General features: G+C 46.4%; 18 protein-coding genes and 2 pseudogenes. 4 read left to right on the top strand and 16 right to left on the bottom strand.

Annotated elements, in window-relative coordinates:
* Positions 1-4 precede the first annotated feature (4 nt).
* The 6 genes and pseudogenes from K0O23_RS12095 to K0O23_RS12065 form a co-directional block, all read right to left on the bottom strand.
* Positions 5-535: a hypothetical protein gene (locus K0O23_RS12095; protein ID WP_219877689.1), complete on the bottom strand. Its 531-nt coding sequence runs from the start codon at positions 533-535 to the stop codon at positions 5-7.
* 288 nt (positions 536-823) lie between these two features.
* A pseudogene (locus tag K0O23_RS12090) lies at positions 824-2,170 on the bottom strand (IS110 family transposase).
* A 664-nt stretch (positions 2,171-2,834) separates the two neighbouring features.
* Entirely contained in the window at positions 2,835-3,080 is a 246-nt protein-coding gene (locus tag K0O23_RS12080) for a hypothetical protein (RefSeq protein ID WP_219877686.1), read from the bottom strand.
* 193 nt (positions 3,081-3,273) lie between these two features.
* Positions 3,274-4,797, bottom strand: coding sequence for a calcineurin-like phosphoesterase C-terminal domain-containing protein (locus K0O23_RS12075; protein WP_219877685.1), 1,524 nt, complete (start codon positions 4,795-4,797; stop codon positions 3,274-3,276).
* Between the two features lie 101 nt (positions 4,798-4,898).
* Positions 4,899-6,341, bottom strand: a complete 1,443-nt coding sequence (locus K0O23_RS12070; RefSeq protein ID WP_219877684.1) for a SusD/RagB family nutrient-binding outer membrane lipoprotein — start codon at positions 6,339-6,341, stop codon at positions 4,899-4,901.
* A gap of 70 nt (positions 6,342-6,411) precedes the next feature.
* On the bottom strand, positions 6,412-9,600 hold the full coding sequence (locus tag K0O23_RS12065) for a SusC/RagA family TonB-linked outer membrane protein (RefSeq protein ID WP_219877683.1): 3,189 nt from the start codon (positions 9,598-9,600) through the stop codon (positions 6,412-6,414).
* Positions 9,601-10,037: 437 nt separating this feature from the next.
* Between K0O23_RS12065 and K0O23_RS12060 the strand changes: the two genes are divergently transcribed.
* From K0O23_RS12060 to K0O23_RS12050, 3 genes are read left to right on the top strand one after another with little or no spacing between them, the layout of a single operon-like run.
* A complete protein-coding gene (locus tag K0O23_RS12060) occupies positions 10,038-10,880 on the top strand; it encodes a UDP-2,3-diacylglucosamine diphosphatase (protein WP_219877682.1) in 843 nt (280 codons plus the stop codon).
* Positions 10,877-11,863, top strand: coding sequence for a glycosyltransferase family protein (locus K0O23_RS12055; RefSeq protein WP_219877681.1), 987 nt, complete (start codon positions 10,877-10,879; stop codon positions 11,861-11,863). Before K0O23_RS12060 ends, K0O23_RS12055 begins: the two co-directional genes overlap by 4 nt.
* A 52-nt stretch (positions 11,864-11,915) precedes the next feature.
* On the top strand, positions 11,916-13,298 hold the full coding sequence (locus K0O23_RS12050) for a GH1 family beta-glucosidase (protein WP_219877680.1): 1,383 nt from the start codon (positions 11,916-11,918) through the stop codon (positions 13,296-13,298).
* An 801-nt stretch (positions 13,299-14,099) separates the two neighbouring features.
* Here K0O23_RS12050 and K0O23_RS12045 read toward each other — a convergent pair.
* Positions 14,100-14,588, bottom strand: a complete 489-nt coding sequence (locus K0O23_RS12045) for an RNA polymerase sigma factor (protein WP_219877679.1) — start codon at positions 14,586-14,588, stop codon at positions 14,100-14,102.
* A 1,471-nt stretch (positions 14,589-16,059) separates the two neighbouring features.
* Positions 16,060-16,782 carry a superoxide dismutase gene (locus tag K0O23_RS12040; RefSeq protein ID WP_219877678.1) on the bottom strand — a complete coding sequence of 241 codons (723 nt, stop codon included), beginning with the start codon at positions 16,780-16,782 and terminating at the stop codon, positions 16,060-16,062.
* A 631-nt stretch (positions 16,783-17,413) separates the two neighbouring features.
* On the opposite strand from K0O23_RS12040, the gene K0O23_RS12035 reads away from it, so the two are divergent.
* On the top strand, positions 17,414-17,740 hold the full coding sequence (locus K0O23_RS12035) for a cupin domain-containing protein (protein ID WP_219877677.1): 327 nt from the start codon (positions 17,414-17,416) through the stop codon (positions 17,738-17,740).
* Positions 17,741-17,837: 97 nt separating this feature from the next.
* Here K0O23_RS12035 and K0O23_RS12030 read toward each other — a convergent pair whose 3' ends face one another.
* The 8 genes and pseudogenes from K0O23_RS12030 to K0O23_RS11995 all read right to left on the bottom strand — a co-directional run bounded on the left by K0O23_RS12030 (position 17,838) and on the right by K0O23_RS11995 (position 25,985).
* A complete protein-coding gene (locus tag K0O23_RS12030; protein WP_219877676.1) occupies positions 17,838-18,911 on the bottom strand; it encodes a flavin monoamine oxidase family protein in 1,074 nt (357 codons plus the stop codon).
* 45 nt (positions 18,912-18,956) lie between these two features.
* The gene (locus K0O23_RS12025; protein WP_219877675.1) at positions 18,957-19,916 is read right to left on the bottom strand and encodes a carbon-nitrogen hydrolase family protein; all 960 of its coding nucleotides are present in this window, start codon (positions 19,914-19,916) and stop codon (positions 18,957-18,959) included.
* A 90-nt stretch (positions 19,917-20,006) separates the two neighbouring features.
* Positions 20,007-21,131, bottom strand: a complete 1,125-nt coding sequence (locus K0O23_RS12020) for a trans-sulfuration enzyme family protein (protein ID WP_219877674.1) — start codon at positions 21,129-21,131, stop codon at positions 20,007-20,009.
* A 33-nt stretch (positions 21,132-21,164) separates the two neighbouring features.
* A complete protein-coding gene (locus K0O23_RS12015; protein WP_219877673.1) occupies positions 21,165-21,632 on the bottom strand; it encodes a RidA family protein in 468 nt (155 codons plus the stop codon).
* A gap of 9 nt (positions 21,633-21,641) precedes the next feature.
* Positions 21,642-22,217, bottom strand: coding sequence for an inosine/xanthosine triphosphatase (gene yjjX, locus K0O23_RS12010; protein ID WP_219877672.1), 576 nt, complete (start codon positions 22,215-22,217; stop codon positions 21,642-21,644).
* Between the two features lie 72 nt (positions 22,218-22,289).
* A complete protein-coding gene (locus K0O23_RS12005) occupies positions 22,290-23,726 on the bottom strand; it encodes a pyridoxal phosphate-dependent decarboxylase family protein (RefSeq protein WP_219877671.1) in 1,437 nt (478 codons plus the stop codon).
* A 253-nt stretch (positions 23,727-23,979) separates the two neighbouring features.
* Positions 23,980-24,999, bottom strand: a pseudogene (locus tag K0O23_RS12000) (LLM class flavin-dependent oxidoreductase).
* A complete protein-coding gene (locus K0O23_RS11995) occupies positions 24,999-25,985 on the bottom strand; it encodes an ATP-grasp domain-containing protein (protein ID WP_219877670.1) in 987 nt (328 codons plus the stop codon). The pseudogene K0O23_RS12000 and the gene K0O23_RS11995 overlap by 1 nt, the downstream one beginning before the upstream one ends.
* Between the last annotated feature and the right edge of the window lie 123 nt (positions 25,986-26,108).

The following is a 26,108-nucleotide window of genomic DNA, read 5'->3' as shown; positions in this document are numbered from 1 at the left end:
CTGATCAATAACCGCCGGAGTAGTATGATTGGTCGTAGTCCATGCCGTTGCGGCCCCGTGAGTTCCGGGTGGTGTAACGGTCGGAAGCGCTGTCGTAGTTTGACATGCCGTAGCCTTGGTGTCTATCACCCAAGCTGCGTCTTTCTCTGCTGCTGCGCTTCTGGTCCTCTAGGTCGTTGTTGCTGTAGCCTCTGGAGCCGCTCCAGTCTCTGCGGTCATCATAGCGGGAGTACCTGTCATCTTCGTCGCGGTAGTTGTTGCGGAAACGGTCGCGGTCCTGGTATACACTGTTATAGCGATTGTCGTTTTCGAATCGCGCACGGTATTCTCTTTCGAACTTGTTGCGTGTTTCAGGGTCCAGCCTATTGTCGCTGTCCCTGTCCCTGTCCCTGTCGAGGTGACGGTCATCGCGGTAACGGTCGCCGCGGTCGAAGTCGTAGTAGCGGTTGTGGCCGTCACGGTTAAGATCACCGTAGCGGTCGTAATAATCATCCCCGTAGCCTGAGCCTAATCGGTCTCTGTTGTATCTACCCATAGCGTTTTGTTATAGGTTTGTAGATATATTACCTACTTTCTAACGGCAGTGCGAGCTTGTAGTTATAAACCAGGAGAGCATCTGCACGGCCTGCGCAGAAAAGGTTCGGCTAAATTAAGGTGAGAAAAACAGGCAGGTAATTAGACTCCCAGTGGAACAACGACTTGGTTTGATATTATAGCTCTTGCGTTAAAAACTATTTTATTGATGAACCTTTGTCTTTCCTTTTCCTCTGGAGTCATGTGAACTATCTATAAATTGTAATGCAGCCCAACTTCTATATAACAACTAAGCAGCTTCTTTTTTGAGTTCATGAAGCCTTCGCTCCAGATACATAATCTTTGCTTGCTTGTACTTCTTCTGGTAAGCAGCTAATTCTACGGGCCTAAACTCCTGTTGGCAAGATACCATTTTGTAGTAAATAGTGGCAAGTTTATTAGCCGTGGCCACGGTGGCATACTTGTTACCGCCCTTTGCTTTCATCCGGCGGAAGTAGTCACCGAGCCAGTTGTCGCTCCGCTGCACAGCATTGGCGGCGTTGCGGAAAGCATGACTGGCCGGGTTGGGCTTCTTCTTCATCAGTGTGCTGCTGATAAGCTTCCCGCCTGATATTTTGTTGTTAGGGCACAGATTGAGCCAGCTGACAAAGTGCTTAGCTGTTTCCCATTTGCTCATGTCTGTGCCCGTCTCCGAGAGAATCTCTAAAGCGGCAATGTCGCTAATGCCGTAGATAGCCATTACGTCCACTCCTAGCACTTTTTTCAGGTAGGAGTAGGTGTTGAATGAGGGCTTGTTCCTATTGGCCCTCTTGGTGGAGGTGGCCTCACGTTCAGGCGCCGCTTCAGGCCGAATCTCCCTGTGGTAGTGTTCGAGCTGCCGCTCGATGGCCACGTCGCACGAGGCGATACGCTGGGTCAGGTACTGATAGTTCATGTAACAATCCTCCAGCAGGTAAAGCTGCTCTTCCCGCCAGTTGCCCTGCAGTGACTTGAGGATGGTGGCCCTGTCGGCCTTCACCTTGAAGTGGACGCAGGCAAGGAAGTTCTCCGCTGTCCGTTCCCCCCGCAGGATGGCCTCAATGATGGCAAGGCCGGCCTTGCCGGTGATGTCACGCAGGAGCGTGTGCACCTTCACGTTCATCAGCTCCAGGGCCTTCTGCATGCGGAACACGCAGCGGCTTCGGTCCTTCACCAAAGCCTTGCGATGGCGCACCAGGGTGCGCAGAGCTTCATGCTCGTCATCGGGCAGGTAGCTGCTGCGAAGCAGTCCGCAACTGTGCAGCTTCTGGATCCAGCGCGCGTCATCCTCATCGTTCTTCCTGCCGCACACGTTCTTGACCTGCTTGGCATTGACCAGCTACACCTCCAGGCCCTGCTGGATGAGCAGGGTGAACAAGGGCTTCCAGTACACGCCCGTGCTCTCCATGGCCACTGTGTCCACCCCGCACTCGAGCAGCCAGACGGCGATGGCTTCCAAATCGCCGGTCATCGTCCCAAAGGACCTGACCGGCTCTGGACCCCTATCTTCGGGCACGGCGACGGCGTGAATGGTGTCTCCTACGTCGATACCTGCCGCATTCGGATTGACCAGTGGCAGGTTGACGACACTCTTTCTTGTGAAGGTTTGCTTTTTCATAGGCTTTCGTGTTTTGGGGTAAATACAACAGCCCTTGCCTGCCGCCCAGCCAGCTTACTCTTCTATGCGGGCTCCATCGCCCAGTTTGAAACCTAATGGGGCAGCAGGACCACACTACCGGTAGAGTTCACGCACTCAATGTTGGGAAAGGTCTTGCTGCAAAAGCTCCTGTACCTGATTTTACTCTTTCCCCAGCTTTTAGGCTTAAGTGCCAAGCTCAAGTTATCATGCCCGAAACATTGACAAAGTCAATACAAGCACTACTGTATAAACGTCACTGTGACATTTATCTGCACTATGTGCTTAAGCGGTAAAGCCACCCTAAAAGGCAACTTTTCTAGGCTTCCCCTCCCTTTGGTAATTTCCATAGTATATAGTAATTAAGCAAAACTTATCAAGAAGACTAGCCCTCCCCTGCCTGCAGCCACCCCTCCATAGACTTCAGATCATCGTGGAAAAGGTTCGATAATTCAATCCTTCGGTCTACCATAGTATAAAAGCCGCTTCATTTCAAATGGAGCGGCTTTTTTGGTTCGATATTTTTAACCGAAGGGGAGGCTTATCGAACTTGTTATACGACTTTCTCTTCTCTCCTGCAGCCACTACTATCAACAGTTTACACTTTACCCAAAAGATTTCTGTTAGTTTGAACGAATGAACAGCTTTATAAGCGGGCAAATTGACTATTAGAGTACGGGGTTTGGGCCAGTCTTACCACAGTCGCTTCCGTTCCGTTGGGCTTACCCAACACATCCTCTTTGTACCAAACCAGTTTACCGAAAAGATGCTCCACTAGCACATCCTGGTTTCTGAAGTTACCTTGTTTATAAGATACAAATGTGCCTAATCCAGATGGTGTCTCTAGCTGCGTACCTGATGCCAAGCTTTTGAAGTTGATAAACTTTGACATGGCGTTAATTCTTTGGATAGAGATGAAATTGAAACATCATTTGTTATTTTTCGAAAAGGTATAAGCTTGTGTTTACTGATGGTAAAGCTACTTTAACCGTTATGTTAAGATTGCTTTCGAGGGATCTGTAGCAAATAAAAAAGCTGCTCTAAATAAATAGAACAGCTTTTTTAAACTTTATACTATAGTTGAGTTACCTCACCAGACTTTGCGTTGTCTCCAGCTTCAGCTCTTCCTTGTAAATTTTACCAAAGCGATCAGTAGCCACAACAGTTATACTTGATGCAGCAGCAGACGGCTTGGCAAAGAACATGTGGTCTGTTAGCAGAGGCTCTACCCATTTATGCTTGGCAGGCTTGGCTGCTCCTTCATGCAACTCTATGGATAGCGGGTCTTTAGCAGTTTCACGCTGCATCTCTCCCATCGGTTTGCCGTCTTCCAGCCACTCCACTTTCCATTCCGGGTCCCAGTTCCAGACGTTGGCCGCAACGTGCTCAGGCTTTTCTGCCACAGCACCCGCAGGGTAAATTCGCAGCTGGTGTTCTTTCGGCAGGCCTGTAGACTTGTAGTACCATTGCACATCCGAACCGTTTACTTCATACACGCCGTAACCGCTTGGTGTACCATCGTAACAAATTGGACCCGTCCACCAAGCGCCGCAAACGGTGCCGTGCACGTGCTCTACGATATTCTCGTTGTCTACAATTTTCTCGTTAAAGTGCGTGTGGCCCGACATGATATGCGCCTTGTATGGCTTCAGGATGCGGTACAGTTCCTTTCTATTAGACACCACACCACCTATAGATTCCTCTTTATCTTTATTCCGGATGTGTTGTTTGGTGTAAACCGGAATGTGCACATTTACCACCACCGTAGAACCAGGTTTAACGATAGCTAAATCCTGCTCCAGCCAAGCCAACTGGCGCTCTGTTAAGTAGCCAATGTACTTTTTAGCAGTACCGATAAAGAACACGTCATCCAGCACCACATAGTGTATGTCGCCACGGTTAAAGGAGTAGTAGGTTGGGCCAAACAGTTCCTTGAATTTTTCTGCCGAGCCTTCGTCGGTGCGGGCATCCAGGTTCATGTCGTGATTTCCGATTACCTGGAAGAACGGAACACCCGTAATGGCAAGCGCCTCCTGGTAATCCTCAAACAGCTCAAACTTATCCCATACCAAATCGCCACAGCCGATGCCATGGAACAACGTGTCTTTCGGGTAACTGCCCACCAGTTGCTTCAGGTCCGGCGCAGACTCCTGCTTTAGCTGCACAGCGTCTGCCTCCGATATAATCTGCGGATCGGCCCAAACTACGAAGTTGTGTTTGGTATCGTCCTGAGCCAGTTTCTTCAGATCAAAGTCAGCTTTAAAACGACCTTTGATGGACTCAATCTTTTTATAGAAACGGGTAATGCTTTTCTCGTTGTTAAACTCGTAGCCACGTGGTATGGAGATGTACACAAACTCAGCTGTTGCATTGCTCTCGAATTCGTACTTTCCGCTGGCATCGGTCAGCACCACATTTATGCCGTCGGTAACAGCTACACCAGCAACACCTTTTCCGTTAGCGTATACTTTGCCGCTAAGTGTAACTAAAGACAGGTCTTTGCCTATTGCTAATGCTTTCGGTTTGGCCTGCAGTATACTTGGCGATAGCGTAAAGCCAACCCCTGCAAGGCCCAAAGATTTAAGAAAGGTTCTTCTTTTCTGTGACATGGATTTTGTAAGTATAAATAGATGTGAAGATGGACATGGAAAAGAAGCGGGCACCTGTAGCACCCGCCTCAGTAATTGAAAAGTGTATTTTTAAATGCTTTTTATTTCTCCCACCAGCCTTTGGAATTGATGTTGTCGCCACCCATTGCTGACACTGCTTTATTGTAGTTTTCAACGTTGTAGATCTGCACCAAATCCGGATACTTAAAGCGCACCGGCACCTGCTGGTTATTTAGCATAGCAGGTGTTTTTGGCAACACAGGGAAACCTGTGCGGCGGTACTCGAACCACTGCTGATAATCATTGAAGTATAAAGCATAATACTTCTGCAGAATGATACGCTCTAACGTGCCATCGTAAGCAGCTTTCGGGTTGGTGAAGTAGTCGGCAGGAAGCGTGGCACCCCACTGCTCAACTGCTGCCTTCACACCTTTTTCATAGAATGCTTTGGCATCACCTCCAATATGACCTTGCATAGCCAACTCTGCTTTAATAAACTCTACCTCGGCATATCCCATTATTACAGAAACCATTGGCGCCGTAACGAGTGCGATGTTGTGGTTGGATGGGATAAAATCGAACTGTGAATCGCTGCCGGTATAACCGCTCGGTATACCTTTGTAACCGATAGAGGTCTTTCCGTCTTTAGACTTCGCCTGAATCATGAACTTTGCGCGGCGCGGGTCGTTCAGGTCATTCAGGTTGTTTACAAAAAACTCCGACATAGAGCGGAAAGTGGTGAAGTCGATGGCGCGGCCCCAAGGCGATACAAGCGGCGTTACACCTGTGATCTTAAGTATAGCCGCCTCTTCGTTCTTGGTGAAGATCGGGTGAATAGCAGGGTTGTTGATGATCTCTGCCATCTTTGCATAAGCGTTCATCTCTGTGCGCTTAGAAACACGAAGCAGCAGTCGCAGGCGCATAGAGTTACTGAATTTTCTCCAGTTGCCAATATTGTTCTCAAACAATATGTCTTTGCCATAAATCATTGGCTTCGATGTATCAAACAACGTGTTTGCCCTTTCCAGGTCAGCCAAAATCTTAGTGTATACTTCCTTCTGTGTATTGAAGGCCGGGTGCAAAATTTTCTCATCACCGCGTGCAGCCTCAGTCATCGGTACATCACCAAAGCTGTCGGTAAGCAAAGAGTAAACCCAGGCGTTTAGTGTAAGCGCAATAGCTTCGTAGTTCTTATCTTCCGCAGCCACCGCTGTTTTTTCCATCTCTTTGATGTTCTTTATCCAGCGGTAGTAGTTGTTCCAGGTAGAATTACCGGCAGCTTCGCTGATGTCGTAGCGATGCTCCCCTCCTGATGGACTTGGGTAAGGCAACCCTACCTGCATTATCTCAAAGGTAAAGGCATCGGCACGCGAAGTGTTAAAGCTGGCCATCTCATAAATGATCGGGTTCAGCAGTGTGCCCGGGCTGATCTTGTCGATCTTATTCGGGTCTACGTTCAGCTCCTCGAAATCATCGGTACAAGAGATACTGATGGTACCAAGTGCAGCCATCAATACAAACAGGTATTTCTTTATCGTTGTCATAATTTTAGCTTTTGGTAGCGCCGCCACATTATACCTGCGGCGGCGCTTCATACTTGTTTCTCAGTCTGGATTAGAATTTCAGGGTTACGTTCATGCCGTAGGTTCTTGGCGTAGGCAGCTGGCCCATCTCTATACCTGGCAATGCTTGAGAACCGTTAAGTGCAGCTGTCTCCGGATCGAAGATTGGGAAGTCGGTGATCATGGCAAGGTTACGGCCATAAACTGCTACACTCGCACCCTGGATAAACTTGGTCCTGGAAAGCAATTGCTGTGGCAGGCTATACTCCAGTCTCAACTCGCGCAGCTTCAGGTAAGAGGCATCAAAAGAGTTTGACTCCACGTTGGCACGACGGTAGTACTCTCTGTAATAGTCAACAGGAAGTACATCCTCTGTATTAGGAGAGTATGTTCCATCACCGTTGTCTACTACTCCATCACCGATGATGAAGCCTTCTTCGCGGCCCATAAGTGTGTGCTCCAGCTTACCCATTTCGCTCATTTTGTGGTGCGTTTGTGAGTAAACGATACCGCCGTACTGGCCATCCAGTAGCATGCTAAAGCGCAGGTTTTTGTAAGATATTTCGTTGTGCAAGCCACCTTTCCAATCGGCGTAAGCGTTGCCGATGTATTGAATTTCATCTGGACGCTCTGGCAAGCCGTCTTTGTTATAAACTATCTTGCCTTCCGGGTTGCGAACAAAGCCGTAGCCGTAGATGTCGCCGGTAGTACCGCCCACTTTGGCAATGATGGTAGCGTTACCGCCATACCCAATGATCTGGCTTCCGTCCATACCTTCGGCTAGCTCTAACACCTCATTTTGGTTCTTAGACCAGGTAAGGGTAGAATTCCACTTCAGGTTGTTATTATCCAGCAGTTTGCCAGTTACCGCTAACTCTATACCCTGATTCTGTACTTTACCTGCGTTCAGGAAAGCTTCTCTATAACCTGTGGTCGGGTCAAGCGGAACGGCTACAATCTGGTTGCGGGTAATGTTCCTGTAGAAGTTAATGTCCATTCCCAAGCGTCCGCCGAAAAGCTTATATTCTAGACCAGCTTCATAGTTCGTAGCCATTTCCGGCTTCAGGTCAGCGTTGAACAAAGTATAATCTGCGGTGGCAGAGCCGGCAAACTCACTTGGAATATAATACCTATTTGTCTGGTAAGGATCGCCTCCGTTACCCACTTCCGCAACAGAGAGTCTCAGCTTTGCATAAGAAACTACAGTTGGCAATCGGAACAGGTCAGAAAGTATAAAGCTGGTGTTAACCGATGGGTAGAAAAAAGAGCTGTTCTTTACAGGCAGTTTGCTCGACCAATCGTTACGTGCTGTCACGTCTACAAAGATCTTGTCGTCATAAGAGAAAGTCATCAAACCGAAAACGCTGTGCACTTCGCTGTTGCGCTCAACGGTGCGCATCATAGGGTTGTTTACACCGTTCGAAAGTTTGTAAACACCGGGTACTACCAGCGCATCCACGTAGCCCTCTGTGCGCTTGTACTGCGACGACATAATGTTACCACCCAGCATCGCACGAACATCAATCCTGCTTGTCAGCTGATTTTTGTAAGTCAACATCGCATCAGTGTTCTGCTGCAGGTCGAAAATCGTCTGCTCCTTAAAATAACCTTTCTGGAAGTTGGCTGAGCTGAAAGGACGTTGCATGGCGCGATCTTCAGTGCTCATGTCTATACCAGAACGTAGCATAAACTCCAGCTTTGGCATGATTTCATAAGTGGCAGAAATGTTACCAACGGTGCTGTAGTTGTCTACCCCATTGGTCATCTCATAGGCAATCACGTATGGGTTATCTATGAAAGGGCTGAAAGGATGAAGCTGATCTACCTGGTGTTGCCCCTGCTTCCATCTTGGCTCATACCAGGCCAGGTCGATGCTCGGGTTCTGGAAGATCATGAAGTATGCGATAGACTGGTTGTTGTAGCCTGTGGCCGGAAGGTTATCACTTTGCTTGTGCGCAAAATTAACTTTAGAGTTCAGGCGCAGTTTGTCTGCTACCTTGTAGTTCAGGCTAAGCGAAGTATTCAGGCGCTCAAAGCCTGTATTCGGCATTATCCACTCGTTTTTAGTGTGCGTGATGGACGCTCTGGCAGATCCTTTTTCGTTGCCGCCTGCTATGGCCACATTGTTAGAAATGGTCTGTCCTGTTCTCCAGAAGCCTTTGATGTTGTCTTTATAAGGTCTCCATAACCTGCGCTCCGGCGACTGACCTTCGGTAGCAGGATCGTACTGGTAGTATAACTGACCATTGAACTTGGGACCGTAAGCACTACTTGTGCCACCAGTATTGTTTCCGTCTTCTGATGGACCATAAGAGTAGTACAGCTCTTTATTTTTATTCAACTGCTTGCCTGTACCCTGACCATACTCATACTGGTAGTCCGGCCATTTCAGCACATCGTCAAAGCTGATGTTGGTGTTTACCGTTACGCCCAGTCCTTTTTTGTTGCGCGAACCGGATTTGGTTGTAATGATAAGAGCACCGTTAGCAGCCAGGTGACCGTAAAGAGCTGCGGCACTTGCGCCTTTCAGCACAGTTATACTTTCAATGTCGTCTGGGTTGATATTTGAGATACCATTACCGAAATCCACCGGCACATCGTTACCAGAACCTGCACCATAGGCATCGTTTACGCCAGAAGAAGTAAGGCCGGTGTTCATCGGCACGCCATCCAGCACGATCAACGCCTGGTTATTAGCAGGGTTTAAGGAGTTATCGCCTCTTAATTTAATGGTAGTGGTATTGATAGGGCCAGAACCTGCAGAGACAAGGCTCAAGCCGGCCACTTTACCAGACAATGCACTGGCAAAGTTATTCGAACGTGCTTCCATCAGTTGCTCGCCGCTTACTTTTGTTACAGCGTAGCCAAGCGCCTTTTCATCACGCTCTATTCCAAGGGCTGTAACCACTACCACGTTCAGCTGTTTGGTGTTTGGCAACAGTTGGAAATTGATGGTTTCACGGTTGCCGATGCTCGTCTCCTGGGTCAGATAGCCCACAAAGCTAACCAGCAGTACCGCCGTTTCATCGTTTACATCTAGGCTGTAGTTGCCGTTAACGTCAGAGATTGTACCGTTGGCAGTACCTTTCACTGCGATACTAGTGCCAGGTAGCCCCTGCCCTTTCTCATCTGTTACTTTTCCCTTTACTGCACGTGTTTGTGCAGAAGCATTAAAGCAGCACAGCAAGGCAAGGCCCCAGATGATGCTGTACCTACAAATTGTAAAGATTCTCATCCTCATAGTTTTTTGGTTGATTTCTGCCACAAAACTATACTTGACGGATTACGCGAATATTAACTCTAAACTATGTTTGTATTAATCCTTTGGGCTTAAACGGCAGGATAAATTCACAAAAACTTCACATGAAAAATATTTCATATAAAAGCAAAACTGATAATGGCACCTTCATATACCTGTGCTGATAAATAATTCTTAACAAAATCATAACCACCTCATAACCTGCAGCTAACAATCAAGCAATACTTTAGTAGCGTAGTTAGGAACAACCTTTAGCCAGGGGAATTAGGACTTAAAACTATACGAAATGAAAAAGGCAAAAACATTTGCAAGCTTTATCACAAGCAAGCTTCTAGACATTCTCCTGTACAGACTGCACTCCTTCTACTCCCCTTTTAAATTTAATGGAGACTAATTTAATTCTCACCCACGCCTGATATATGGCAAGAAAAAGAAAAGTAGAGGTAGTTGTCATATCCGACGTACACCTCGGCACCTATGGTTGTCACGCAAAAGAACTGCTGGCCTACCTTAAAAGTATAAAGCCTGGTACCGTTATTCTCAACGGCGACATCATAGACATCTGGCAGTTCAGTAAAAGCTATTGGCCTGCTTCGCACATGCGTGTAGTCAAGCACCTGATGGGCCTCATCGCCAAGGGCACCAAAGTGTACTACATTACCGGCAACCATGATGAAATGCTTCGCAAGTTTGTCGGACTAAAACTTGGCTCCTTTCAGATTGTGAATAAGCTGGTAATGGAAATGGACGGTAAGCGTGCCTGGATGTTTCATGGCGATGTGTTTGATGTAACCATGCAGCACTCTAAGTGGCTGGCTAAGTTAGGCGCACATGGCTATGATTTGCTCATCCTGCTGAACCGTATGGTAAACTTCTTTTGCCTGAAGCTGAACAGGGAGAAAGTATACCTGTCCCGCAACATTAAGAACCGTGTTAAAAGCGCTGTTAAGTTCATCAACAACTTCGAGAAAACTGCATCTGATATCGCCATATCCACCGGATATGACTATGTGGTTTGCGGCCATATTCATCAGCCGGAACTGCGCGAGATCACAAATGAAGAAGGCAGCGTTACCTACCTGAACTCCGGTGATTGGATTGAGAACCTGACATCCTTAGAGTACAATAAGGGTGCCTGGAGCCTTTACAAGTTCCGGGAGAACCTGGATGCGGTGGTTATGGACATGAAAGAGGAGCTTGTGCCAAGCAATATACAGCTGTTCCATAGCCTGATGGTAGAATTTAACCTGAAATCAGCTTGAGAATACTATATGCCATTCAGGGCACAGGTAATGGCCACCTTACCCGTGCTCTGGACATTTTACCGGCCCTGCAAAAGCGCGGTGAGGTGGACATAGTTGTGAGCGGCAGCCAGGTGGATCTCAGCTTACCATACCCGGTAAAGTATAGACTCAGAGGCCTTGGTTTTGTTTTTGGGAAGAGCGGAGGCGTAGACTTTTACAGGACATTTGTGAAAGCTAACTCCCGTGCATTTTACAAAGAAACATGCCAGCTGCCCGTAAATGAGTATGACCTTGTTATCACAGACTTTGAGCCTGTAACAGCCTGGGCCTGCATGCGGGCAAAAAAACATTGCGTGGGGCTGAGCAACCAGGTGGCGGTATTGAACCAAAACGTGCCCAAGCCAAAGGAAACAGACCACATGGGAAAGTTTATCCTCAAAAACTACGCCCCTACCACTGCACAGTATGGCTTCCACTTTGCTAAATTCGACGATACCATCTTTACACCTATCATTAGAAAGCAGGTGCGGGAACTAGAGGTAAGCAACCAGGGGCACTACACTGTATACCTACCCGCGCACGACGACCAAAAAATTATAAACAAGCTCTCCCGGTTCAAAAACGTAGAGTGGCAGGTTTTTTCGAAGCACAACAAGCAGCCTTTCCAACATGAAAATATCTCTATAAAACCAATCCAGAACGATGCTTTCTTGCAAAGTATGGCCTCCTCGGCAGGGGTGCTTTGCGCAGCAGGATTCGGAACACCATCAGAGGTTTTATACTTGCAAAAAAAGCTGCTGGTGGTGCCCATGAAAAACCAGTACGAGCAGGTTTGCAACGCAGCAGCTCTGAAGCATATGGGAGTAGCTACTGTTAAAAATCTCAAGAAAAAACACCTGCCCAAGATAAGCGAGTGGCTGAAGCACGGTGAACCAATTCAGGTGCATTACCCAGATGAGACCGATGCGATTTTAGCACGTATAGTGCATGAAAACACATAAGTATAAAGTATAGCTTTTTCGTGCAGCAGGAATCTTTTCTGCTGCTTATTTTATGATAGACAATAGCACAGCACAGGTACAGGATCAGCCTGTATTGAATAGACTGGATTTCGGGAAGGATTTTGACTGGGGAGTTGCCACAGCAGCTTACCAGATAGAAGGTGCTCACGACACAGCAGATAAAGGTGCCTCCATCTGGGATGTTTTCACAGGCAAGAGAGGTAAGGTAAAACAAAACCACCACGGCAAAATTGCCTGCGATTTTTTTAACCGCTACCCCGACGACCTGATGCTGATGCAGGAGATGGCCATCCCGAACTTTCGCTTTTCACTTTCATGGTCCCGCCTGATGCCTACCGGTACAGGTAAAATCAGCCAACAAGGGATAGACTACTACAACCGCCTGATAGACCATTGCCTGGAATTAGGCATCACGCCCTGGGTTACTTTGTACCATTGGGATTTACCGCACGAACTGGAGAAAAGAGGCGGCTGGCCAAACCGCGACATAGTTAGCTGGTTTGGGGAATATACTGCTTTTTGTGCCAACACCTTCGGCGACAGAGTGAATAATTGGATGGTGCTGAACGAGCCGATGGTGTTTACCGGAGCCGGCTATTTTCTGGGAGTTCATGCGCCTGGCCGCAGGGGCTTTGGCTCGTTTATACCTGCCGTACATCACACTGCCCTTTGCCAGGCCGAAGGTGGCCGCATCTTAAAAAGTATACTCCCGCATGCAGAAGTGGGCACTACCATTTCCTGCTCTCACATAGAGCCCATCCGGCAACGCGAAAAGGACATAAAGGCAGCGCATCGGGTAGACGCGCTACTAAACAGGCTTTTTCTTGAGCCTGCACTTGGGCTTGGATATCCGCTGGATGACCTGAAATTCATGCGCCGCATTGAAAAATACATGAAGCCCGACGATGAAGCGCTGCTGCAATTTGATTTTGATTTTATAGGCATACAGAACTATACACGCGAAGTAGTAAAGTACTCTTTCTGGACACCCTTTCTACAGGCTAACCTGGTGCCGCCTAAAAAGAGAAATGTACCTTACACGCTTATGAACTGGGAAGTATACCCGGAGGGTATCTACCACCTTCTGCACAAGTATAGCCAGTATAAAAACATCAAAAAAATGATCGTTACAGAAAACGGTGCAGCCTTCCCGGATGAGCTAAAGGATGGGCAGATTAACGACGAGCAACGACTAGACTTTTTGCAACGCTACCTGCAGCAGGTACTGCGCGCAAAGCAGGAAGGCGCCAACGTGCAGGGGTATTTCGTGTGGTCTTTTCTTGATAATTTTGAATGGGCAGAAGGATACGATCCCCGCTTTGGTCTGGTGCACGTAGATTATGAAACGCAGCAGCGCACTATAAAAGACTCCGGAATTTGGTACCGGGATTTTTTAATGTACAGGAGCAAATAACGAAAGACCCCTATTTTAAATGTACCCACACAGTAAAAATTATTCCTCTAAATAAACACCAAAGGATAGCTCAAGAGCAGCCAAATCCCTATGAAAATGGTTCGATAATTCCATCCTACGGGCTACACAGTAAAGCTTAAAAACCCGCTTATTTCAACAAATAAGCGGGTTTTTTGTTTTTAGAGTAACAGAAAAGTAACAAAAAAGTTTTTAACTGCTGCTACACTCCTATTTTGTTCTGTTCTCTCTTGCTTTGTATTTCAGTCATCAAGCTTCATTTGCTGCGCTACTCCTTTGGCAGCTCGATGTAAAAAGTAGTGCCCTTACATGAATCTGGAGAACGGAAACCCTGTGCCCCTGATGTTAGTAAAGTAATGAAGCGCCCCCATACTTCTTCTCAAAAAACTTTATCCATACTCAATAAATACCTATGAAAACTAAGTACATTATTTGAGCACCCATTTCTTGTGTTGCAAAGTTGGCTTTCAACTGCTGTTGGTTTGTATGTTGGCCCTGCTGTTGGTTGTCCCATAAAAGGGATAAATAATGAAACGATCTTCTAGTGGGATCATCAGCATTTTACATAACTGCTGTTATTGTTATAAATAGCACTTGCCCATGACCAGGCGCACAGGGGGCTCTATCAATTGTAGCAGATTCTCAGCTTACAAATAATGCTATGGCAAAAACAGGAGCAAGGTAAATTTCAATGAATTATGAGTAATGCTTCCTCTAGGAATAGAGGAAGTTTAGGAGTTCATCCATGGATCTGCCTGTAGTTTTGTTAGTTGACCTGCCTGTTTAAGCAGGTCCAAAAAGTTTCTTAAGTTTGCTAATGGCAGTTCTTGACCTGTTTTTCACGGTTCCTAGCGGGATGTTGAGCGCTTCTGCCGCCTCCGTCTGGGTGAGGCCTCCGAAGTAAAGCAGGTCGATCACCTCCCTCTGCTCCGTGTTTAGGACCTGAGTGAGTTGCCTGATGCCGATGGGGTCTGGATTAAAGGAGGTGTGAATGGCGTTATTCCCATCAAACGTTATCTCCTTTATGTCGCAAGTGCCCAGGCTCATCCTGTAATGGGCCGAACGCAAAGCGTCGATGGCCGCGTTGCGGGCAATGCGTATCAACCAAGTGAAAAGCCTAGCCTTAAGGGGGTCATAACTTAAGATGGACGTCCATATTTTGACAAAGCATTCCTGCATCACGTCCTCAGCCGTGTGCTCACACCGGACAACGCGCAGGATCACGCCATATATTGCCGCAGAGTAATTGTCATACAGAACAGAGATAGCCATATGGTCACGCGACTGAAGGCGCTCGATCAGCTCACGTTCTGATATTTTATGCTTTAATGGCAAAACAGAGGATATTCAATATTTGCATCGCTTTCATGTAGAGTATTTTCATCGCTTTCATATTAGGAGGTACTGTATAGAACTATAGCCTGTATATCTATACGGTGCGGCGCGTGAAATAATTAGAAGAAAACTTATATTCAGTATAAGTATATATGAATTTAGCTTAATACTTAGGGTATCCTAAAAACTGAAGGAGGGGAAACATGCAGCTTCTGATTCCTTTGAACCACTCTACTCTAGGCCCCGGTTATGTCAGTTGTCTGATCCGCATGCATAGGAAGCATGAAAGTGTTTTTTTACGAGCCTAGTTAACCATACCTTCTTCTTTTGATAGACAAAAAAGAAGGTGACTTCAATAGTGCCAATTATTATACTGTCTTACAAGCATATATAGTAAACAAAAAATATTTTTAAAAGGCTAAATCCAGTCCGTGGAGGTATGGCGTATTAAGTGTAAAGGACTATCAGGATGAAGAATTTCCTGTTAAACTAGTGTAGGATTAACAACGCAAGCTGTAAATTTTTTTCAGGATGAGGAACAGGACAGGTCATTTCTATTCCTGTCCCACAAAACGCTATTTTATGAGATGGTGAATAATTCTAACATTTGCCAGACAACTTTAGCTCCAACAACAGGGCCAACATAGCTTTCAACATCGGCTGAAAGCCAACATTGAAACAGAAGAGTGAGTGGAAATAAAATTGGCGCACTAAAACTGCTATTATAATGAAGACATTAGTAAGATCAATGCAATATACCCAAAACAGAAGCATCCCATTGCCTAAGTACAATTTTCAATCTTGTGAAGATTATTGGCGCCTACTCTTTTATTTAGGCATGAAATAGGGTACCCCTCTTTTTATATACTTTTTTTGCACTTATGCACGGATCATTAAATAAAGAGAACAGAGAAAGGAAATTCAATGCATACTCGTTTAAAACAACAGGCAAGGTATGCATTTTTATGCACTGAATCAGTCCATACCTTTACAAGGAGCTATGCATTGACAAAACTAGGGAAAAGCACTTGTTATGGCTCCATTCGCTACACTTTCCCAGCACAAGTACACCCTTTAAAATTTTAATCCTTTTAGAAGTAACCATTACCACCCACCATGCCTGCCTATATTAGCTTATGCTGGAGCAATTCACTTGGTGACGTACCAACAGTGGACTATTGCCGCTGTTGGTGTCTGTGTTGGTTGCTGTTGTCCCTCCTGTTGGTATCGTTGTTGGTCGTCGTTCTTATACCTGCTTTAGATACAAGCTAAAGGTGCTGTCAAAGCCGGCTTTCTTCAAGGTTAAAAAAGTAAACGTTTGCGACCTGTTTAGCATCATAAGCAGGATACCTTTTCTGCTTAAGTATAAGTTGTAAGCTTCCCTGAAATTGAGCCACTGCAATGTTTATTATGTCAGTCTTTTTGCAGTCATAAATCTCTCCGCTACATTGTCCCAATTGATAATTTCAAGAACTGTATCTACAAACTCAGCTCTTTTGTTTTTGTACTTCAGGTAATAAGCGTGTTCCCATACGTCTATCACTAGGATCGGAACTACTCCCCATTGAGTAAGTTTATGATGGTCTTCACACTGTAGTAAGGTTAGACTGTCCGAGTATGGTTGATAACCCAAAATTCCCCAACCGCTTCCTTCAACTGTTTTTGAGATTATCGCAATGTATGCTCTGAGTTTGTCGAATGAGCCAAAATCTTTGTCTATCTGCTTTAGCAATTCGGATCTAGGTTCTGTTTTTTTGTTTATCAGATTAGTCCAAAATATTGAATGAAGCACATGGCTTGAAAAATGATAAGCCAATTTTTTTGTCCATAAATCTACTTGGTCTAAATCTCCTGACTTTAAATGCTTCTTGATATTCTCTAAATCTTTATTAGCCCCTTTCACGGCTCCACCGTGATGAAATTCATAGTGCAAGTGAAGGGTTTCTTCATCCATATGTGGCTCCAAAAAGGTCTTGTTGTAAGGAAGCGGTTTTTGAATAAAATTTCCGTTGCTGTCCACTAACTTGTCAATGCCGTTTTCGCTTATATTTTGAGAAAAAACACTATTTGTAGGAAGTATAGTTGCTCCACCTAAAATAGCCGAATTTCTTAAAAATTCTTTCCTGTCCATTACTGTCTATATTAAATTTATGATGTTTCACCTTATTTCCGCCAACCAATATACGCTTATCTGTACAATGAGTATCTGCGACCGATTTTTTCAAATTTCATGTCACTAAATTACTTTAAATGTGCATTAGCTAATATAAGAAGAGATCATTCATTGCCAAGCTTTGGTGCCAAGTTGATGTAGCGGTAGCAGGTGGCGCGGCTGATGCCCATAATCTGAGCGATCTTCTCCACCCCTGGAATTACAACAGTTTACTGTATGGATTTTTTAGGTAGTTATTCTTAGTTCGTATTACCTCACTCCTTGCCAGTAGGATAAACTATTTCTAAACAACAAAATAACAGCCTGGATAAATTCTTTGGTAAAAAGTTGCTACACAGCCAGTGCCTCTTAAACTCGTCGCTCCTGCCATGTGCCTCCGCAGGCGTGAGCCGCCATCAAAAAGGATTGGAAGGAAAATCAATGCCCTTCAGCCATAGTGATAGAGAGTTTACCTGCATCTTATTCTTCTTTCAGGTAAGTATCTGTCTGCCTTTAAAGACAATTTAGTATTTTTGCAGCAAAGCGAGCCTATGGAGTGACAAAACTGCTTGCGCGCATACATACTTTATTCTTTATTTGAAATTCAGGCATGACAGACATCAAACATATAAATAGCCATACGGAAAGCTGGAAAACAGTCACAGAAGGGGTGGAGATGCTGGTGCTTCGCGCTGAGCCAGGCGAAAACCGAGTTCTTCTTCGCCTCGCTCCCGGCAGAGCCTATCCGGTGCACGATCATGCCGTAGCTGAGGAAGTGTTCATACTTGAGGGTATTTACGTTGATGCCGATGCAGACAAGGAGAAGCAGTATGGGCCGGGTTCTTATCTCTATTACGCTCCCGGTAGCCGGCATAAAGCAACAACCACTTCCGGCTGTACCTTTCTGGTTATGAATGCCAAGCAAGCTCCGTCTTAGTAAGCCATAGCTGAATGGTGTTTAGGCAAGGAAAAGAATTCCACAGGCAGAACCTGGCAAGTTTCATTCGTTCTGCCTAGGTGGCTTCTACTATTATTCAAACCCCTCTTACCTTATTTATAGTTAACTGAGCAACAACTAAACCACTGGAAACCGCACCATTCATATAACCTCCGTGTTGAGGCGATGTTTCGGTGCCACACAAGCGTAACTTGCCATCCATAAGAGGCTTTGAGTAGAGCGGGTGACCGTTATTCTGGTGAGGCATGACAAACTTCCCATAATCTGCGAAAGTATAATATTCTTTCGCCCATACCCTCTCTGTATAGGAAAGGTAGTTGGCCGCTTCCTGTCCTAATAGCCTTGTCAGCTGCCCGATTAGCCTGGCCTCTCTCTCCCCTTTGGATAAGGAAGACGCAGCAGTGGTCAGGAAGCCCATCAGAGCATAATGTGTCCCCTCGGAATCACAGTGATCATACATTTCGGTAGCAATTCCTGAGTGGCTGAACACTGTTCCGGAATAGCCTTCCTTCCGCCAGAAGGGAGCTTCGTATTCTACCGCAAACTTGATGGCATCTCCCATCCAGGTATGGGTGCTTGCCATGACGCTCAGCACCTCACCTGGTAGTGGCGGATCAAAGCTTATGTTCTGTGATAAGATCAGAAAGGGAGGAATGGTGATCAAAAGGTTCCTGCAAACAAACCTGTTGCCCTTGCCGGTTATAACTTCAATGTAATCCCTGTGTTCTGTTACCTCGGCTATTGGAGAGCCTAAGACAATCTGGTCCTGCCCGATCTGATGAGCCAACGCATCAGTAAGCTTTGATGTGCCCCCTGCAATTCTGTAGGATGACTCTTCTGAGTCAGGTATCTGAAACAACTGCGGCTCTTGATGTAATTCCGTTTCAAACACACCTACACCCTTTTGAAACTGCTTAAAATGCGGAAGCTTTAGTTCTCTAAGCAACTGCACTAAATGCGTATGCTGTTCATTAAACCAGGTAGCTCCCATTTCAACCGGGGTGGCGTTCCCTTCAGCATAAACAGTGTCTATCCTTCCTCCCCACCGCTCCCCTGCCTCCAGAATAAGGGCATCTATGCCTTTTTTCTTCAGATAGTATGCTGCAGACAGTCCACTCAGGCCAGCACCAACTATAATTACCTCTCGCATAAACCTTCTATAATAACATCAAATCGGTACAGGATCAGTGCCCAGCTACCCTGTATAACCATCTTCTATATTTAAGATCGACTGCCGTTCCCGGTTAACTGTCAACTTTGTGACATCAGGGCGTGAGTAGTGGCCTGAGACATCAAAGTTCTGACGCTCTTCCAGTACCTTGTTGAAGTCCAGTGTTTCTACAATAAGCCCCTCTCTCCCTATTACAGGCTCGACTATCCATTCTCCATCAGGGCCTGCTATGCAGGATCCACCGTTGGCCAGCACATCAGGAGCCTTCTCCAGAATCTTATCCAAGTGTGGTGTATCGCTTGGGAAGTCTCCTACTCTCATAAGGCCAGACACAGAGATGACATAGGACCTAGACTCCTTTGCCATGAAACGGGTAATATCAATCGTGTTTCGGTCAGAGCCGGGCCAAACAGCCACATGCAGGTCTTCGCCCTGCCCATAAAGCGCTGTCCGGGCCAGGGGCATCCAGTTCTCCCAGCAGTTCAAACCGCCCACTGTGAATTCCTTTAGTGGGTGTACCCTCAAGCCATTCCCGTCACCCGGCGACCAGGTCAATCGCTCCTCGTAGGTAGGCTGGAGCTTTCGGTGAACGGATTTAATCTCGCCCTCTTGGTTAATGTATACCAGGGAGCAGTACAAGCTATGCCCACCACGATTCCTGCCACGCTCAATAATTCCCAGATAAACCGCAATATGATGTTCCCTGGCTAAGCTGCACACCCCGTCAAGCTCTCCTGCCTCAATCTGTATGGAGTTCCTGATGTAATGCGCGTGTATTTCTTTCTGTACGCTGGAATTGAATTCTGATCCATTCGTTAAAGACACCCAAAAAGGATAGCCCGGCAACAGCCCCTCTCCAAAGACAACAAGATCGCATTGCTTTGCCCCTGCTTCTGAAATACTTGCTTTTACCTTGTCCAAGGTCTCATTTTTGTTTAACCAAATTGGTGCTATTTGAGCTAAGGCTACTTTTAATGTACTCATACTACACTGATTTAATATTAAAAAGGCAAAGGAGGACACATTTCTCCTACGCCAATCATAAAGGAAAAAGATACTGTTTACAACATAAGCCTAAGCTGTTAGGGCTTTCTCTATGTCTCTGATCAAATCATCCGCATCTTCTATCCCGACTGAGAGCCGCAGCAAGGCATCCGTGATACCCTGTCCTAAGCGCTCTGCTTCTGTTAAACTTGCATGAGAAGAGTTAGAAGGCTGACAGATCGTGGTCTCCACCCCGCCCAAGCTTAAAGCAGGAATGATCAGCTGCAGCCTGTCTAAAAATTCATCTGTCTTACCTATATCCTTCAACTCAAAGGAGAGCATCCCTCCGAAGCCGCCTTCCATTTGCCTGGCTGCAATAGCGTGGTTCGGATGATTCACCAGGCCGGGGTAATAAACGTTTGATATTCCAGCGTTTTCCTGTAGCGCTTTGGCTACTCGCATCGCGTTATCGTTTTGTTTCTCAACCCTGAGTGCCAAAGTCTTCAGGCTCCGTTCGATCAGGTAGCAGTCCAGCCCGTTCAGGCTGCCACCAAAGTTCAACGCGCTCTGGTAAATAATATCTTTTAGCTTTTGGGTGGTAACCACTGCCCCAAAGCATAGATCATGGTGTCCTCCCAGGTATTTCGTTCCGCTGTGAACTACAATATCGATGCCCAGCGCAATCGGGTTCTGGATGATTGGTGTAGCAAACGTGTTGTCAACCACAGTTAAGATCTGGTGCTCCCTGGCAATGTTGGCAATAGCCTGTAAGTCAACAACTGAAAGCAGCGGATTAGAGGGCGTTTCAGTATAAATAACTTTTGTATTCTCTCTTATCAGAGACTTTATGTTCCCTATCTCAGCGTTGGGTACAAGATCAAATGCTATGTTGAATTTAGTAAACTCTTCTTTTACCAGTTTCAAGGTGCCACCGTAAATTTCTCTGGACAGCAAGGCATGGTCTCCTGCTTTGAGCAAAGAAAAAAGCACCGTCGATATGGCCGCAGTGCCTGAACTCAAGATCATGCCGGCTTCTCCACGTTCCAGCAAGCAGAGTTTTTCAACTATAGCCTTCTGGTTCTCTGTGTTAAAATTCCTTGGATATACTATTTCATCATTGCCAATGTACCTGTTAGCTGTTGATGTAAATATGGGGGTGTTCACTCCCTGCCGCTGCTGCTGATTTTGGACACATCCTGTTCTCTTATTGTACATAATTTTTAGTTTAATTCACCGGTTTGTGCCGATCTATTCTGTTGCCACTTCAAGGGTTACCTCTATTTCCACGGCTATGCCGCCAGGAAGAGAACCCATTCCGACAGCTGACCGCACATGTCTCCCCTTTTCGCCAAAGACATCCACCATCAGGTCAGAAAAGCCGTTGATTACTTTCGGGTGATCCGCAAAGTCGTCGGTGGCGTTCACCATACCAAGCACCCTAACAATTCTTTTCACGCTGCCAAGATCCCCAAGGGCATGCTTGATAGTGGCTAGAATACAAATTCCTGAGTTACGGGCGGCCAGATAGCCCTGCTCGACCGTCAGGTCTCTTCCCAGCTTTCCTATGTCGACGGCTGTAGGAGCTCCGCAATAGCCGTGTCCTGAGAGGAAAAGCAAGTTACCTGTCTGAATATAGGTGACATAATTAGCTACGGGCTTTACAGGCTCTGGGAGTAGTATGCCAAGTTGCTGCAGGCGTTCTTCCGGACTTATCATTTGTAAGTGCTAAACTATCTTAAAATTAACTTTCTGCAACTGCTGCCGGTACAAGGCTTCATTTTTAAAGCTTACCAGTGCCAGCACGACTGCCTGCTGGTACAGTTGCATCCTATCCACTACATTATCTGTCAGAAGACCAATAGCTCCGGACTGCTGCTTTGAGTTAGACTTGTTGAAAACAATATCATCCGCCTCACCCAGCTCCATGCCCTGTGCTACCAGTTCCGCTACGGCACCCGGTAAAAAGAACGTACCAGACCTGGCTTTTCCCAAGCCACTGTCCGATCGTATCACTACCCAGGCAAAGGCCGTTAACTCCCCATCGTGCATTTCTACTCCCCCTTCAATTCCAATCCAGAAGTCAGCTTCAGTATGCTTTTCAAAGGCATTATTTACCCTGTTTACAGCACCTTTGAGAGTCTCATCATCAGACATAGGCTGATCCTGCACATCAGAAGGAACAGAAATAGTAAGTGTTTGAAAAGTCTGTTCTGGGAACATCTTCTGAAATCCGAGGAGAGCGGCCTCAATCTTAACCGGATTTTTTGAAGCAACAACGATAGTCTGTTCTTTTTTAAACATTGAAAGTATATCTTGAATTAAATAAAATTTAGCTGTTAACAGTTCTGTTACCCTATTACATACACTACTATTCTATACTTTTGATGTTAAAATTACAGCCTTTTCTTCTACTGCCTGTAGTAGTTCTATAAGTTCTTCTTCAGTAGAAAGGGGGTTCATAAGTGAGACACGCAGGTAGAGGTCACCATTTAAGACAGTCTGAACAATATAGAACCTGCCATCTTCCAATAACTGATTGCGGATAGCCAGATTCAGTTTACTAACATCGCTTGCTGTTCTTAAACGAAAGCAAACAATATTGCACTGTGGTTCATACGCCAGCTCGAAGTTTTTCTTCGACTTAATCAGTTCAGCAAACTTTTCAGCCAACCCATACAAGCGCTCTATATTCTCTCGAAAGACATCATCCCCATAAGTTCTGAATATGGTGTAAACATTTAGGGCTGACATGGCCTTTGTACATTCAAACGTGCGCTTACCCCCGTTGTACCACTCTTCTGTATCCTGATCTGTCCATAGGTATTGCGCTCGTTGAGAAAAGGATCTATAGGCGTCGCTCCCATTCTTGAAAAGCACGGCAGTTGAAAGCGATGGCGTCATCATCATTTTATGATAATCCACCACTACCGAATTAGCCTTTTCAATGCCTTTAACCAAGTGCTGATATTTAGGTGAAAAGGCAGCCGGTGCCCCATGTGCGCCATCTACGTGAAACCAAATATTATACTTCTGACTGAAAGCTGCAATAGCTTCCAGGTCATCATAAGAGCCCGTGGAGGTAGAACCTGCGCAACCAATCACACTGATCACCTGCTTTCCATCTGTGATAGCTTGCTGGTAATAAGATTCCAGCAGCTCTGTGCGCATCTGGAACTTATCGTTTACAGGAACCTTTATAATACCAGCTGCGCCAAACCCCATGATTCGAGCAGACCTGTCTATACAATAATGAGCTTCTTCAGAAACCAGAACTGCCAGTTTTTGCTCATTTACATAGCCGTTGTGCCAAATTCCTGTACATGCCGCTCTTGCTGCTAATAAGGCTGTAAGGTTACCCAACGATCCCCCTGAGGTAATAAAACCGGATGCTTCCCCGCTAAAACCCAGCTTTTGCGCCAGGTGTTCCGTGAGCAACTTCTCGAAGGTGTTACCTACCATTCCCATTTCGTATACGCCCATACCTTGGTTTAAAAGAGCTGTAACAGCAGCAGAGAGCACAGTAACAGGTAATGTGGGTGTTGTCTGGTGGCCCAGGTAACGCTTGCGGTGTACCTGTATAGATCGGTCAATCACGTCCCTGAACAGATCAAGCGGATCAATTGTGTCGACCTTGCTAAAGTCCTTCTGCCAGTAATCCAGTTGCTTCTCGGGGCTCTGCCACGGGATAGCCTGAACCTCTTTACTATCAGAAGTGGCCTGCGCCAGATAGTCTGCCATCAAATCAATCAAGGCGTGCCCCTGCCTGCGGAAATCTTCAGTTGCGTATGCTTTATCTAATATATTTTCCATACTGTTATGATATCGTTAATTAGCTGCAAAAGAAAGTAAGGTAAAGCAGAAGAAAAAGGATTTACAAGAGTAACTATTTATCTTCAGTCTTTACTGCTTTTATAGCAGCTTGATAGATATTAATTTATCCCTGCCGTTAAGGTGCGGCAGGGAAGGCAGATCAGATTAGTAATTAAATATAGCCTAAAAGTATAAGGTACCAGGAGCAGGATATAAGCAGGTTCTTACTGTCATACTTAAAGCTAAAAAGGCATCAGGTAGTTACTTGTATGATCGCTTCGGAGAAGCGTTCCATTTCTTCTAATTGCGGGCTGCATTGCAGCAGGAAAAAGTCAACGCCAACGGCTTCAAATTCTGCTATTCGATCCTGTACCTGCGCAGGTGTACCTAACAAACCAGAGCGGAGTCCACGGTTCGAGACAGAATAATCCTGCAGGGTAAGCTGGCGCTCTAACTGTGTACCAGTCACCCATTGTTGCATGTTTTTAAAGCCGGCGGCTGCCTCCTTCACGTTTGTGATGCGCTCCAGCTCCTTTTTAACTTCCTGTTCCGAGTCGCGCACGATGCTGTAGGCGGCAACGCCGAATTTCATAGGTGGCAACCCGTTTGCTTCGCGACGGCGCTTCATGTCATCAATGCGCTTAACGATCAACTCCGGCGAGTCGCCGTGCATCACGTAGCCGTCACACTGCCTGCTGATAAGTGTTTTGGCAGCTTCTGATTCGCCACCAGCATACAGGAATGGCTTTTTCTTTGGCTTTGGTTGCAGCACATTGTCCTGTACCTGGTAGTATTTGCCGTCGTAAGTAAAATGATCCTGCTCCCACACGTTTGTTACTACATCCAGCCATTCTTTGGTGCGGGCGTAGCGGTCGTCGTGCTCTTCAAAGTGCAGGCCATACTTGGTGGCTTCATCTTTCCATCACGACGACACCACGTTGAGTGATAATCTGTCGCCGCTGATCTGGGCGATGTTAGATGCCTGCTTGGCCAGTATAGCCGGGTTGTGGAAGGTAGGGCGCACCGCTACCATTATCTCCAGTCGCTCCGTTACAGCTGCCAGCGCCGCCGCCGTAGACCAAGCTTCCATAGAAGGCGACTCTTCCCCCTTGATGTCATTAAGGAACAGTTCTGCGATCAGCGATAGGCTATAGCCCCAGCCCTCGCTGCGTTGAGCCAGTTTCTTCACATACTCCCAATTTGCAGCCATGCTCTCGTCTTCAATGTTACGAAGCCAGCCTCCAAAAACAGGTAACCAATATCCGAATTCCATTATTTAACCTCCTCTCTTTTAAGCTGAACCTTTTTCTCCAGGAAATCAACAAGCCTGGCGTGTGGGTTAAATCCAATTACATTTACAGCGTCCGCCACAAAATTTGAAAGGGCATTCACATCGTAGTAGTAGATCTGGCCGTCGCGGTCGTCGATAATGTACTCTATGCCACCTACATCAATCCCTGCTTCCTGCACAATGCGCTCAATGGCTTCAACCACTTCCTGCTCCGGCGTAAAGGCTTCTACCCTCATCCCGTTTTTAGGCGCATCAATAGCGCAGGCATTCCTTACCAGTTCTTTTCCGTTGGTGGTCTGGCAGATGTCGGCAGGGCATAAGTTAAAGCTCTCACCTGAAGTATAAACCTTGATAGCATACAGGTACTTGCCACCCAATGTCTCTACCCGGTTGATGTGGCCACCGCGCGCAGGTATAAACTCCTGCACAAGTGCTGTGTGGTCTATGCCAAGCTCTATCTGGCCAGCGGTTACAGCCAACGCCAGCTCCTCTGGTGAGTCATAACGAACTATACCGGCTCCGCTGCCGCCAATATTCGCTTTTACCACCACCGGGTAGCGGAGGCCATTCGCTGCTTTCACCGCCTGGGAAGGATGGTTGATAACACGTGCTTTCGGGTAAGCTAGCCCCAAGCGATCCAACAGGGTAATCTGCAGGGCTTTTGATGTTTCGTACTGGAAAGCTTTGTAGCCGTTGATCACAGTTACGCCTTTCGCTTCCAGGTGCACCAGCAGGTTTAACGTATAAAAAATGCCCTGCTCGTTGTTACGCAGGTAAGCCGATGGGCTCATGCGATTAAAGAATAGGCTGTACGGCAGCTCTTTCTGCGCCGGGTCATAAGTATGCTCTGCCGCATTCAGCCGCTCATAGGCGATGCCGCGCACATCCAGTTCGTTAAACAGCGGGCGGAACCACTCCTGGTGTTCGTGAAATATAGCAAAAGGTTTTTCTGATGAATAAGTTGACATAATGTTCTGAATTGAAATAGTGTGAATGAAAAGGTATAGATACAATGCCCCTGCGCCGGCAGAGCGACAACATGCTTAGGAGACAGGAATAAGCACCAGATTCAGGAACTGAAACAAGATGGC

It is taken from the genome of Pontibacter aydingkolensis (genome assembly GCF_019443125.1).
GTDB classification, from domain to species: domain Bacteria; phylum Bacteroidota; class Bacteroidia; order Cytophagales; family Hymenobacteraceae; genus Pontibacter; species Pontibacter aydingkolensis.
Note: the sequence above shows the minus strand (reverse complement) of the source record. Positions and strands in the feature narration are given on the sequence as shown.